The following is a 13,189-nucleotide window of genomic DNA, read 5'->3' on the forward strand; positions in this document are numbered from 1 at the left end:
ATTTATTCGAAATGAAATGAAAGGGTAACAACATTCGAACTCATTCTGCTCATAGAATAAGTGTAAAAATCTGCATCTGGATTCTCAGAATCAAGTTTATGATTGAGAATATCTTGCAAACCTAGAGATAATTTAAGTTCAGTTGCAAACTTAAAATAGGGTAAATAGAAATCAATACCAGCTCCTAATTCCAAGCTAAAGTAGTTTGGTTCTAAACGAACCATTACGCCATCATCAATATCTAGCTTAGTAGGAGCTTGAACATCCATTTTATAACTAAATCCTCCAACTAAATAGGGACGATAATTATTAATTCTTTTCGCTCTATATTTCAGCAATAAAGGCAAGTTAATAACAACACTCTCTATAGTCGTTTCTGCAGGATAAGTAGACAGATCATAATCGTTTGAATATAGGATTGTTCGTTCACCAAACTCTAAACCTGGTTGAAAACGCAAAGAAAAATCCTCATGCAATTTTAGATCAGAAACAATGCCCACTGAAAAACCAGAAGAAAAAGTCACTTGCTCTGCTTTCCAATTATCCTTAGCTGAATTTCGAATAGCATAATCCATAATATTCAAGCCCAAAGTAAAACCAAAATGCAATCGTTTCTGATCAACCTCTTGACTATTTAGTATACGTCCAGGGCTATACACTTTTTGTGAAAAAAGATAGCTAGACAAAAACAGGAGCAATAATATAATAAATGCTTTCTTCAAACTTTAGAGTGTTGTTTCAATAAATAACTTTATTATCAAAATAATATTGTTCTATTTAGTTCCAATATATATCGAAGCAATACCAAAAGTTAGTCGTTGCTCTGAAACTGATTCGAAACCACAAGTTTTACATATTTCCAAAAATTTATCACCATCAGGAAAATTTTCCACTGATTCTGGCAAATACGTATATGCTGATATGTCCTTAGATACAAGACGTCCCCAAAAAGGTAAAATCTTAAAAAAGTAGAAGTTGTAAATCTGTTTAATAGGAAATTTTCTTGGTTTCGAAAACTCAAGTACAACAAGCTTGCCTCCCTTATTCAACACACGATGCATTTCTCTAATTCCCTTTTCAAGGTGTTCGAAGTTACGTACTCCAAAGGCTACTGTAATTGCATCAAATGAATCGTTTTCGAATTGAATATTCTCAGAATCACCTTCAAAGAGCTGAATTTTATGCTCTAGTCCTTTTTTAGCAATTTTCTCTCTTCCCACAGCTAACATTTCTGTTGAAATATCTATTCCAACAACGGAATCGGGATTAAGCTTTAAGGCAGCAATGGCAAAATCGCCAGTACCAGTAGCAATGTCAAGCATACGTTTAGGTTGATGAGATCGAAGTAGTTTTATAGCTTTCTTACGCCACAACTTATCGATACCAAGAGAAAGAAAATGATTTAAAAAATCATATTTCCTAGCAATATTATTAAACATTAAAGCAACTTGAGCTTTCTTGCTCTTATCTAAATCTTTATATGGATTGACCACTAAAATATATTTTCTGAGGTTAATAAATCGGATAACAAGGTTCTCCTTAATGCGAAAATTAAGAAACCAAACGCAAATATATTAATTGTAGAGACAAGCCGAATACAAATCTCGCTTTATTTACATGATTATTAATCAATCAAAAGGAGAACTTAACTGAAAATCGGTTTTATAATCATCAATAAAGCCAAAAGGAATATCGTCGATTCTCAACTCGCCCTTAGTCACATGACCTAAAGTTGAGAATGGCAAACCAGACTCCATCATGGCATCAATAAAATCATCTTCATTCTCCATTGATACGGACACAACAATTCTTGATTGCGATTCTCCAAATAAGAAAGCATCTTTTCTCACTTCGGCAGGCGAGGTAATATCAAAACCAAATCCCAATGCCATTCCGGATGCAACTAAATTAAAGAACAAACCACCTTCATCTACACTATGTGCCGAAACAACCAATTTCTCCTTAATTAATTTTTGAACACATTCGTTTACTTTTCTCTCTTCGTAAAGTGAAAAATGAGGGATTCCCAATGGAACTTCCTTTTTAATGCACTGTAGATATTGAGATCCTGCAATATCATTATGAGATTCCCCAAGAAGAAATATCATATCTCCTTTTTGTCTAAAAATATATGACGTATGATCTTTAGGAGAGTCTAAAATCCCCATCATTCCTATGACAGGAGTTGGTTGAATAGAGATTCTATTACCTTCAACTGTACTTTCGTTATAAAAGCTAACATTTCCTCCTAAGACGGGAATATCATAAAACTTACAAGCTTCGGTTAAACCTTCTACAGTTTCAACTAACTGACCATAAACCTTCCCCTTGAGCAAACTACCAAAATTTAAACAATCGTTAATTGCAATAGCTTTTCCGCCAGAACATGAAATACGACGAACAGCCATCGCCATATTTATTTGAGTACCTATATAGCTATTAGAATTGCAATAGTTTGAATTACCTGAAACAGTAAAACAAAGAGGCTTTGATTCTTTATTATACAACACAATTGCATCAGAAGGAGAACGATTTTCTTCTACTTGATTATGTAATTGAATATGTAATTTAACACCGATATTCTTATCTTTTAAAAGATGTTTAATCAATTTCCAATAATCATCGGGTTCAGGAATAGTCTCCAAAAAATCGCAATAATTACTTTCATTTGATGGAACATATTCTTTATTTTCTTGAGGAGCGGCATACCCCATAACCAAATCTTCAGGAGAAAATTCTGCAAGCACATCTTTGTTATCAAAAAATGTTAATATTTTATTTTCAACAATCGTTCCTATTTGAGTACAAAGAACTTCCGATCTGTTAAACGTGTTTTTTACATCTTCTACTTTAGATTGGTCAACCACAATCATCAATCTTTCTTGTGTTCTGGACAACAAAATTTGATCCACAGTCAAATTTTCTTCTGCTAAAGGAATCTTATTCAACTCAATATCAATTCCAAAGTCATTTTTAGCTCCAATTGCCGAACAAGCAGTCACCAAGCCAGCAATATCCATATTTTCAACATGCAATAAAGCATTCTCTTGAGTTAATTCTAAAACTGTTTTTACTATGGCACTCGCTAAATCTGGATTACTTTTTGCCACAGAACCCGTATTTTCATCTACTGTGACACCATCATTACCTGTTAAACTACCAACAATAAACACAGCACTACCAATAGGAATATCTCGTTTCGAAATAAGATGATCCTTATGAACAAGACCCGCAACCATAATATTTACCAGAGGATTAGAATTGAAACAAGAATTAAAGCGAATTTCACTACTAATATTCTTCACGTATTGTAAAGAAGAATAATCGTAAACACCTTTCTTTACCTCCTCCATCAACCATTGCGTACTATCAAGATTTTGATTACCAAAATGCAATGAATTTAGGGAAATAATTGGCTTTGCACCAAGAGATACAACATCACGAATTACATCACCAACACATGTCGCAGCACCTTCATATGGATCAATTCCCGAAGGATGATTGTGACTACCCATTTTGAAAACACAAACCATATCGTTACCAACATCGACAGCACCCGAATTTGCAGTAATAGCTTCCACAATAACACGATTACCTGTTGTTGGTAAATATTTCACACATTGATAAGAAGTCTTATAAGAGACTCTTTCGGTCCACATGGCAGCATAAATAAGCAACTCTAATTCATTAAGTTCTCGACCAAATTTCATTGAAATTGAATCTAAAAAATCTTTATAAGATTCTAATTCTTCTGCAACCTTCAGTGTATTCGCTTTATTTTTCATGTGTTTCTAATTTAATATTAATAGCACATCGCAGTCACCATATTAATTCTAAATTAACCATGGTTCATTTCATCTGTTTCCAAATGTATTGTGTCAATAATTACACCTTTATAAAATATGTATACTCAAAAAAAAATCAACCGAAATCCTTACACATATTCGTAAAATACTACAACACAAGTATTATCTCATGCTTGATGATTAACTAAATTTATAAAAAAATAATGAACCCTTATAGTAATTAGATACTTTGTTTCTAAATTTAGGGCTGAAAACAATTCGTTTTAACTTAATTGTTCTCCGATAAGACAAATTCAAGATAACATATTAAAATACACTAAATGAACAAAATAGCATTAATAACAGGTGCTTCAGCAGGAATAGGTGAAGCTTGTGCAATTAAATTGGCAGAAAATGGATTTGACTTAATAATTGCCGGAAGACGTGAGAAAAATCTTGAAAAACTTACACAAAAAATAAAAGACATATCTAAAAGTGAAGTTTTAAGTGTTTGTCTTGATGTACGAAACTTTACTGAAGTTGAAAAAACAATAAATTCTTTACCTGAAAAATGGAAAAATATCGATGTTTTAGTCAACAATGCGGGTTTAGCTGTTGGCGTATCTCCAATTGAACAAGGTATAGTTGATGATTGGGATCGCATGATTGACACTAACGTAAAAGGTCTTCTTTATGTAACACGATGTGTAAGTCCACTTATGACAAAACGTAAAAAAGGATTAATTGTGAACATTACTTCAGTAGCAGGAAAAGAAGTTTACCCTGGTGGCAATGTATATTGTGGAACAAAACATGCTGTTGATGCTATTACTAGAGGTATGAGAATTGATTTACTACCTCACAACATTAGAGTTAGCTCAATTGCTCCGGGTATGGTTGAAACCGAATTTTCTCTTGTTAGATTTAAAGGTGATGAAAATAAAGCTGATCAAGTTTATGAGGGATTTAAACCGTTAAAAGCTGAAGACATTGCTGATACATTGTTATTTATTGCAACCCGACCAGATCATGTCTCAATCAACGATATTCTTATTATGCCATCAGCGCAAGCATCGGCAAGAGATGTAAACCGTAATTAATAAAAACATCAATCTTTTAAGTATCTTTCGTTATCAACAAAATTGCAATATGGAAAAAATAAGCAATTGTAATATTAAGCGTAATAAAAAACTACTCGTTTCAGATATTATTAAATACTACGAAACAAGAGGATATACTTTAATTGATGCGGATGCATACGGAATGACATTAAAAAAGGGATCAAGGTGGGGCTCCATAAGCTCACCTAATCCCTTAAATTGGAGGACAACTGTTAAACTTGATATCGTTAAAGTTGAAAGAATGGACTACAACCTTTTTGCTCGATATAAATTCAGTTCTTTGGGCCAATTTTTGTCTACCAATACAAAAATTTACTTTCAAAAAGAAACCGAAGCGTTTAATGAAGCCATGCTTCATTTCAAAGTAAATACTGATGAGATAGAAAAAATCGGAAATGAGGCTAGTACCGAAAATATCCAAAATATGTTTTCTGCTCTCGCTGTGGGGGTTCTTGTTGCTATCCTGCTCATATTTGGCTTAAAAATTTACTTGACTCACGATTTATCAGTTATGACATGCTCTGCACTTACTTTACTGAGTATTATCTTTTGCTATTATATCATTAATCAAGTAAGACATAAAACAAACACAATTTAAAATAAGGATTAATGTTTTTGACTACCCAAACAATACAAAAATGAAACTCATTAAACATTTAGCCCTTTTAAGCTGCCTCATAGGGCTAGCTTATGGTTCTTCTTTTGCTTGTACTATAGCCGTTATTTTAGGTAAATAAACTAAGGTGTAAAACGGGGATCACAGATCCCCAACTCTAAACCTGCATATTACAAATATGCAGGAGCAGGTTATTTGTATTTAGGCGTATAGACAAAGTCCTCCATGTATAACAATCAAAAAGCAACACATTAAACATATAGCACTTTTAAGCTGCCTTATAGGATTAGCTCGTGCTTCTTATTTGGCTTGTACTACAGCCGATATTTTAGGTGAATCAACTAAAGTGTAAACGGGGATCACAGATCCCAAACTCGAAACCTGCATATTACAAATATGCAAGAGCGGGTTAGGTGGGGCTTGCACAATACTCTTTATTTTCGGGAATCGTCTAAGATTTAAAACTTAGCAATAAAGCCAAAGTGAATTTTTGCAAATTTTAAATTGGCAGTTTCTCCATCTTGTTTACCTAGAGCATAGTTAAGCGTAAACAAGCCTGTTCCGGCAGAAAAATTAAATCCAAAGCCATATCCCATCGGTTTATCAGATGTTTTAGTTTCTTGTACTTCTTTTTCGTACCATGCCATATCGTAAAAGAGATAAATGCTTGTATTGCGACTTGGGATAAACTGAAATTCTTGTCTCCCAATCACATATTTTGAAGCTCTAAAGGAATCTTCATTAAAACCTCTGATACTCTTCAAACCTCCCAAACGATACAAATCATTTTCGAAATAATTGACACGACTCATCAAAGCAGCCATAATTTGCCAGTGATATACGAATTTTGACGCCAGTGGAATATAATTTTTAAGATCTAAGGAACCTTCAAATACTTTTGTTTTTAAATCTACGCCATCATACAATTCGTCTGGAATATTAATGTTTTTTTTAATCTTATTTTCACCTCCAGCTGCATTAAGATTCCAATACCATCCCTTATGAGAATTATATTTTCTATCCAAATTCTCGTATTCATATTGAAATCCCAATAAGTTAGATTTAGAATCTGCAAAATCGGGCAATACATTTGAACCTACGTACTGTTTAGAAGAAATTAAACTAGATGACTTTAACTGATAAAACAACTTAACACCACCATCACTACTTCCCTTAAAATCTAAACCAAGTCTTAAATTTGTGTTCACATAAGTTGAATCTTGTTTTAAGAGTTGAAAGGAAAAATCAGTTCCTAACTTGGAATTAAAGATGTAAGGATATTGAAACACGATGTTCAAATTTTGACTACTTTCCTCCAACTTTTCCCAATTAAATTGAATTAATTCCCCCCTATGAAAAGAGTTGAGTAAAGAAAGATTAATCTCTCCTATAAATTCCAGTTTATCTGTTTCACTATTATTCTGGAAACCTATAATTCCATCAAATCGATTAGCTGATTGTTTTTTCAAGTAATTGTGAACCTTGGCTAAGCCATCGAAAAACTCAAGCTCTGATGGTTTAATTTCTGACACAAAATCAAGTTTGGATATTAACTGGGAAATACTTTCAAATTTGTGTTCACTATAATCTTCCCCTACCTTTATATCTAAATAATTCTCAATAAACTTCGAATTTACGGTTGCATTACCTCTTGTAAACATCGTATCCCAAACAACTTTTTGATTTGGACGAAGTAAACAAGTTCCACTAATTTTACCATTATCAATTTCAATATCAGAAACTTTGATTGTTGCAAAAGGATGCGCATGATTTATATAATACTCCAAAATTGATACTTGCTCACTTTCACCATCTAATAAAGAAAATCCATCAAAAGAATTGACATCTAAATGATAATCCGGAACTTTTGAATCTAAAAGAAAACTCACTTTTTCCCATTGATATGGTTTTCCAATATGAAAAATTGCAAAAATTGTATCAGCAGTTTGATATGTACTATCTACACTTGTTTCTAAAAACCCTTTCTCAATAAAGAATGATTTTAAATGCTCTAGTTTATCCATCAATATCGTTTCACTATCAAAACGATATCGCTGTACATCTCTAGCTTGCTTTTTAAAAATGGGTAATTCACTTCCTTTCAGTTTTAAACGATAAGCCTTAGGTTGAGAGAGTAAACCAATAGGTTTTAACATGAATATAACCAAAAACAAACTGATTTTTAGCAGAATAAAAAAATTTAATTTGAAAGTGGTCATATGGGCTAAAACAAAAAATTAACTAAAATCTAAATAACTAAATAATCTTCAAAAATGAATGATAATTTCTATAGTTACAAGAATATCATTATCTTTTGCCAATTATTGAACAAAATTATTTTATTTTTTCTTATAATACCTATGAGTATAAGCTATAAATATTAAATTTGAAATCTGATTCGAAAATAAATAAGACTATGAAAAAACTAATTTATGCATTATGCCTACTCCTTTTTGTAGGAACCATTTTAAGTTCTTGTTCTGTTGACAAAAAATGTCCTGCATACTCAAAAGTTGAAATGCAAAAAACATCAAAGACAGTATAAAAGATTAAAATCCCTATTGAAAGGGATTTTTTTTTGCATTTTTACATCCAATTGCAATCGTTGGAAATTTGAGTAACATCCTGAATGACAACAGGAAGACTCATCCCCAAAATTAAGATGCTCGTGTATTTTTTTCATGTTTACCACTCATTTTCACAATAATTTCTCTATTTTTGCCATTCAAGAAACAAAGGGTTTATAAATTAAAACTTTATACACAATGTCAAAGATTAAAATTGGTATCAACGGATTTGGACGTATCGGACGTTTCGTATTCCGTCAAGCTGTTGCTCAAGAAAATATGGAAGTAGTAGCTATTAACGACCTTATTGATGTGGATTATATGGCTTACATGCTTAAATATGATTCAACTCATGGTAAATTCAACGGTGATGTTGAAGTTAAAAATGGTCAGTTAATCGTAAACGGAAATGTTATACGTGTTACTGCTGAAAGAAATCCAGCTGACATTAATTGGGGTGCTGTAAATGCAGAATATGTAGTTGAGTCTACAGGTCTTTTCTTAACAAAAGAACGTGCTCAAGGTCATATCGATGCTGGTGCTAAAAAAGTTGTTATGTCTGCTCCTCCTAAGGATGACACACCAATGTTCGTAATGGGTGTAAACAACAAAGAATACACTAGTGATGTAACTTTCGTTTCTAACGCTTCTTGTACTACTAACTGTTTAGCTCCTGTAGCTAAAGTGTTGAATGACAAGTTTGGTATTATTGAAGGTTTAATGACAACTGTTCACGCAACAACTTCTACTCAAAAAACTGTTGACAGCCCTTCGAACAAGGACTGGAGAGGTGGACGTGGAGCTGGTCAAAATATTATTCCTTCTTCTACTGGTGCTGCTAAAGCTGTAGGTAAAGTAATTCCTGCTCTTAACGGTAAATTAACTGGTATGTCTTTCCGTGTTCCTACACCTGATGTATCTGTAGTAGATTTAACTGTTCGTTTAGAAACAGAAACTACTTACGAAGCTATTTGTGCAGCAATGAAAGAAGCTTCTGAAAACGAATTAAAAGGTATTCTAGGATATACTGAAGATATGGTTGTATCTAACGACTTTACTGGAGATACTCGTACTTCTATCTTCGATGCTAAAGCTGGTATCCAATTGTCTCCAACATTCGTGAAAGTAGTTTCATGGTATGATAACGAAATGGGATATTCTACTAAAGTATGTGAATTAATTCAATATATGGATTCAGTAAAATAATTTACTGATCACAATATTTCAAAAAAGATTGTCTTAATTGACAATCTTTTTTTTGCTCTAATTTATACCAATAGTTCGTAAGATATGATCACCAAGAATTTTGGCATGATAATTTTACTCTATCCAATCAGCAAAGGGAAGCGCTTGTATTAATAATTTTCAACCATTCTAGCCTTTAAATAGCCACGATGAGACTTTGTGCTATTTACTTCAACATTTTCATCTATTGTCCCTAAGGGACTTTTTTTTTATGTGTATTATAATATTGTTACCATACTGTCAGCTCTCTGAGCTTTTCTTAAATTATTTAGACTTCTCTCTCTTTTAGATCCGTTAGAAATGTTAGTATGGAATTCGTTTAGTTCTTGTTTTTAGATCTCCTTAGGTGCAATACTCCTAACTCATAAAAAAATGGCTTGATTTCATTATCTCTCACCAAGCTTACAATTTTTTTTCAATATTTGTATTATAATTCTATTGCCATACTTTCAGCTCTCCGAGCTTTCCTTTAAAATATTAAAACTTATCTCACTTTTTAATTTAGTTAGGGATGTTAGTATGGATAAACTTATAGCTTTTTCAGTTACACCTAGCGAACATCTTTATAGCTTGCAAATAAGCTTTTCGTAAAAGTTTTCATTTCAAAACAAATAAAAAAAGCTTGCAGAAATAATTCCACAAGCTTAATATCTTTATATAATAGAAATCTATTTAACCTCTAAATCTGTAAGATGTTCCATTTTCTTCGTTTCAAGAAATTCTGAAATACCACACAAATGCTCTTTCACTTTCTTGTTACCAAATTCGTACACCTTACTTACCAATCCATTTAGAAAATCTCTATCGTGAGATACAAGTATCAACGTGCCATCAAAGGCTAATAAAGCTTCTTTAAGGATATCCTTGGTTTTTAAATCTAGATGATTAGTTGGCTCATCGAGAATTAAAAGATTAACTGGTTCAAGCAAAAGCTTAATCATAGCTAAACGTGTACGCTCTCCACCAGAAAGAACTTTTACTTTCTTAGTTGAGTTTTCACCTCCAAACATAAAGGCGCCCAACATATCCCTAATCTTAGTTCTGATATCACCTACGGCAACATCATCTATCGTTTGGAAAACAGTTAGGTTTTCATCCAATAGGGAAGCTTGATTTTGAGCAAAATAACCAATCATGGTATTATGTCCCAATGTTAGATCTCCTGTATAATCAATCTCATCCATTATGGCTTTTACCAAAGTCGATTTCCCCTCTCCATTTCGACCAACAAAAGCTATTTTTTCGCCACGCTCAATCGTAAATTTAGCATCTGCAAAAACAACGTTTTCACCGTATGTTTTACCTAAACCATCAGCAATAACAGGATAGTTACCTGAACGAGGTGATGGTGGAAATTTCAAGCGTAAAGAAGAAGTGTCTTCCTCATCAATCTCAACAATTTCCATTTTTTCGAGCATCTTCTCTCGAGACGACACTTGATTCGTTTTAGAGTATGTTCCCTTAAAGCGATCGATAAAAGCCTGGTTATCGGCAATAATTCGTTGCTGCTCTTCATAAGCTTTTTGCTGATGAAGATGTCTGTCTTTTCTCAACTCCAAATACTCCGAATAATTAACTTTATAATCGTAAATACGCCCCATAGTCACCTCAATGGTACGAGTCGTTATATTATCAACAAAAGCACGGTCGTGAGATATTACAATCACGGCTTTCCCCGAATTCATCAAAAAATTCTCAAGCCATTGAATCGATTCAATATCCAAGTGATTGGTTGGCTCATCGAGAAGTATAAGATCGGGTTGACGCAAAAGAATTTTTGCTAACTCGATACGCATTCTCCATCCACCACTGAACTCAGAAGTTGGACGCGTAAAGTCCTCACGCTTGAACCCAAGCCCCAAAAGTGTTTTCTCAACCTCTGCATCGTAATTAATCTCCTCAATAGAATAAAAAACTTCACTTAATGCTGAAACGCGTTCAATTAACTGATAATATTCTTCCGATTCGTAATCAGTTCGAGAGCCCATTTGTAAGTTAATATCCTCTATCTCTTTCTCCATCTCAAAGATCTTCGCAAAAGCTTGAGAAGCTTCCTCAAATACGGTTCGAGTATTGTCAGTCATTAAATGTTGAGGCAAATAGGCAATTACAGCATCTTTAGGCGCTCCAATTCGACCACGAGTAGGTTTGTCTGCTCCTGCTATAATCTTTAGCAGAGTCGACTTACCAGCACCATTTTTCCCCATAAGTGCAATTCTGTCCTTCTCGTTTATAACAAAGGAAATATCTTTAAATAAGGTAGTGCCACCAAACTCTACCGCCAAACCATCAACTGAAACCATTCTTCTTAATTTTCAACTAACTAAAATAGATTAAATCATATTTTGCTAGTCCTATTTATTTTAAAGCTGCAAAGATATAAGAGATAGTCAATATCCTTGTTAAAGAACACCTTTTTTACATAGAAGATACTTCAATAACGATAAAACTGGTATATCCACCTATTCTTTATCAGTTTTCTATCCATTATAGTTTTTTAAAGCCAATTATTCTTCTACTTTTGTTGTCTGAACAATTGGAGGGATGACAGAGTGGCCGATTGTGCATGCTTGGAAAGCATGTGTACCGCAAGGTACCGGGGGTTCGAATCCCTCTCTCTCCGCCAGTGTTTACAAGCAAAGCAGCATTTTTAAATGCTGCTTTTTTTATTCTATTTGCCCTCAGGTGTAACATAGGTGTAACAATTTTCTCGCTTTATAACACCAAAAACAAAAAGCTGCTACGTAAAACGTAGCAGCTTAAAGAATTTTAATTAAGAAAAATTCTAAGAAAGAATAATTTCTGAGTGAGAATCTGCAGAAAATTGACTCCCTTCAGCTGTTCCAAAAAACACATACAAATGAATACTACCAGCTGCAACTGGCAAAGTAATTTCAGCCGACTGATCAGAACGAACTGAAGTTGTATTCAAAATATGAACCTTTTCGTCAGTAATCACCAAAAGATGCAGTTTGTCATCGGCATTACCGATACCCGTATCACTTTCATCTTTCCAAGACATTTCTATACCAGATGCAACATCTGCATCATCCTGAATAGATAAATTCACAGGAAGTGCTAAACTTCCCACCGATGCATGAAAATCAGAATAATTTACCAAAGTGCCACTTTCATCAAAAGCAGGCATATTGGTTTTCACAAACAAATTGTAACCAGTCATTTTGCCACTGACTAAATTCCAAACTGGACGGATCAGACTTGATAGCAATGATGAGGCTAAACTGACAACCGATTTAAACCGGCTTCTCTGTTTTTGCTGAGCTTCGGTATTCGAAGCATTTGGACCAGGAAGCGATTTGATATAATTCACGCCTTTCCATGAGCTGCCCACTATGGAGCCAACTTTTCCTGTGAATGGGCCCAGGATCCCTTGATTGTATTTTCCCATGACATTTAAAATTTGGGTTAGTAAATAATTAGTTAACATAGAATTGAGACAGATACAGAGCAGGTACCTACTTGACCTTACTCCTTTTTGTCTTTATGTTCACGCTTTTTGCGATCACGATTTCTATCTTTTTTCGCCCATAGTCGCTTTAATATAGCAATGACTATTGTCGAGATGGTACCACCAACAACTGAAACTACAGCTTCAGTGCTGTCAAGTGGAATACTTTGTGCCGCATCAAGAACGTCGGGCTGAATTCCAATGGATTCTGCTATGCCCATAGTTGATGCCGTGCCAATCAAAAAAGAAGGTATATTTTTCATTTTCAATGATTTTAAGGGTTAAACATAGATTTAAAATACATATATTAAAGTCAAAAAACACCACGACAATATTGATTTACAGCGCATTACACTCAACTACATCAAATTGTATAATTATCTAAT

Annotated in this window: 11 protein-coding genes and 1 tRNA gene; 5 read left to right on the forward strand and 7 right to left on the reverse strand. The window is 33.6% G+C overall.

The genetic code is table 11. The annotated features are described in order from the left end of the window. Nucleotides 1-2: 2 nt before the first annotated feature. The 3 genes from EMN46_RS10700 to EMN46_RS10710 form a co-directional block, all read right to left on the reverse strand. A complete protein-coding gene (locus EMN46_RS10700) occupies nucleotides 3-722 on the reverse strand; it encodes a porin family protein (RefSeq protein ID WP_154200800.1) in 720 nt (239 codons plus the stop codon). 51 nt (nucleotides 723-773) lie between these two features. Next, the gene (gene ubiE, locus EMN46_RS10705) at nucleotides 774-1,493 is read right to left on the reverse strand and encodes a bifunctional demethylmenaquinone methyltransferase/2-methoxy-6-polyprenyl-1,4-benzoquinol methylase UbiE (protein ID WP_368667524.1); all 720 of its coding nucleotides are present in this window, start codon (nucleotides 1,491-1,493) and stop codon (nucleotides 774-776) included. A gap of 135 nt (nucleotides 1,494-1,628) precedes the next feature. Continuing rightward, nucleotides 1,629-3,785, reverse strand: coding sequence for an AIR synthase related protein (locus EMN46_RS10710; protein ID WP_154200801.1), 2,157 nt, complete (start codon nucleotides 3,783-3,785; stop codon nucleotides 1,629-1,631). A gap of 341 nt (nucleotides 3,786-4,126) precedes the next feature. On the opposite strand from EMN46_RS10710, the gene EMN46_RS10715 reads away from it, so the two are divergent. Continuing rightward, nucleotides 4,127-4,885: an SDR family NAD(P)-dependent oxidoreductase gene (locus tag EMN46_RS10715; protein WP_154200802.1), complete on the forward strand. Its 759-nt coding sequence runs from the start codon at nucleotides 4,127-4,129 to the stop codon at nucleotides 4,883-4,885. 49 nt (nucleotides 4,886-4,934) lie between these two features. After that, nucleotides 4,935-5,504 (forward strand): hypothetical protein, encoded by a 570-nt coding sequence (locus EMN46_RS10720; protein WP_154200803.1) that lies wholly within the window; start codon nucleotides 4,935-4,937, stop codon nucleotides 5,502-5,504. Between the two features lie 476 nt (nucleotides 5,505-5,980). Here EMN46_RS10720 and EMN46_RS10725 read toward each other — a convergent pair whose 3' ends face one another. Next, nucleotides 5,981-7,678: a BamA/TamA family outer membrane protein gene (locus tag EMN46_RS10725; RefSeq protein ID WP_195715243.1), complete on the reverse strand. Its 1,698-nt coding sequence runs from the start codon at nucleotides 7,676-7,678 to the stop codon at nucleotides 5,981-5,983. A 260-nt stretch (nucleotides 7,679-7,938) separates the two neighbouring features. Between EMN46_RS10725 and EMN46_RS20225 the strand changes: the two genes are divergently transcribed. Then, nucleotides 7,939-8,067: a hypothetical protein gene (locus tag EMN46_RS20225; protein WP_255447784.1), complete on the forward strand. Its 129-nt coding sequence runs from the start codon at nucleotides 7,939-7,941 to the stop codon at nucleotides 8,065-8,067. 220 nt (nucleotides 8,068-8,287) lie between these two features. Beyond that, nucleotides 8,288-9,295: a type I glyceraldehyde-3-phosphate dehydrogenase gene (gene gap, locus EMN46_RS10730; protein WP_154200805.1), complete on the forward strand. Its 1,008-nt coding sequence runs from the start codon at nucleotides 8,288-8,290 to the stop codon at nucleotides 9,293-9,295. A 707-nt stretch (nucleotides 9,296-10,002) separates the two neighbouring features. On the opposite strand, the gene EMN46_RS10735 is transcribed toward gap, so the two are convergent. Continuing rightward, nucleotides 10,003-11,637, reverse strand: coding sequence for an ABC-F family ATP-binding cassette domain-containing protein (locus tag EMN46_RS10735; RefSeq protein WP_154200806.1), 1,635 nt, complete (start codon nucleotides 11,635-11,637; stop codon nucleotides 10,003-10,005). Between the two features lie 235 nt (nucleotides 11,638-11,872). Here EMN46_RS10735 and EMN46_RS10740 point away from each other — a divergent pair. Continuing rightward, nucleotides 11,873-11,960 (forward strand) — tRNA-Ser (locus tag EMN46_RS10740). Between the two features lie 159 nt (nucleotides 11,961-12,119). Here EMN46_RS10740 and EMN46_RS10745 read toward each other — a convergent pair. Then, a complete protein-coding gene (locus EMN46_RS10745) occupies nucleotides 12,120-12,743 on the reverse strand; it encodes a DUF6266 family protein (RefSeq protein WP_154200807.1) in 624 nt (207 codons plus the stop codon). Between the two features lie 77 nt (nucleotides 12,744-12,820). After that, on the reverse strand, nucleotides 12,821-13,066 hold the full coding sequence (locus tag EMN46_RS10750) for a hypothetical protein (RefSeq protein ID WP_154200808.1): 246 nt from the start codon (nucleotides 13,064-13,066) through the stop codon (nucleotides 12,821-12,823). Between the last annotated feature and the right edge of the window lie 123 nt (nucleotides 13,067-13,189).

Source organism: Ancylomarina sp. 16SWW S1-10-2, assembly GCF_009669305.1.
In the GTDB taxonomy this organism is placed as follows: domain Bacteria; phylum Bacteroidota; class Bacteroidia; order Bacteroidales; family Marinifilaceae; genus Ancylomarina.

Coding starts and splice junctions, on each gene's coding strand:
- EMN46_RS10745 (WP_154200807.1), bottom strand. CDS start 12,743: ATGGGAAAATACAATCAAGGGATCCTGGGCCCATTCACAGGAAAAGTT.
- EMN46_RS20225 (WP_255447784.1), top strand. CDS start 7,939: ATGAAAAAACTAATTTATGCATTATGCCTACTCCTTTTTGTAGGAACC.
- EMN46_RS10715 (WP_154200802.1), top strand. CDS start 4,127: ATGAACAAAATAGCATTAATAACAGGTGCTTCAGCAGGAATAGGTGAA.
- EMN46_RS10710 (WP_154200801.1), bottom strand. CDS start 3,785: ATGAAAAATAAAGCGAATACACTGAAGGTTGCAGAAGAATTAGAATCT.
- EMN46_RS10750 (WP_154200808.1), bottom strand. CDS start 13,066: ATGAAAAATATACCTTCTTTTTTGATTGGCACGGCATCAACTATGGGC.
- EMN46_RS10720 (WP_154200803.1), top strand. CDS start 4,935: ATGGAAAAAATAAGCAATTGTAATATTAAGCGTAATAAAAAACTACTC.
- gap (WP_154200805.1), top strand. CDS start 8,288: ATGTCAAAGATTAAAATTGGTATCAACGGATTTGGACGTATCGGACGT.
- EMN46_RS10725 (WP_195715243.1), bottom strand. CDS start 7,678: ATGTTAAAACCTATTGGTTTACTCTCTCAACCTAAGGCTTATCGTTTA.
- EMN46_RS10735 (WP_154200806.1), bottom strand. CDS start 11,637: ATGGTTTCAGTTGATGGTTTGGCGGTAGAGTTTGGTGGCACTACCTTA.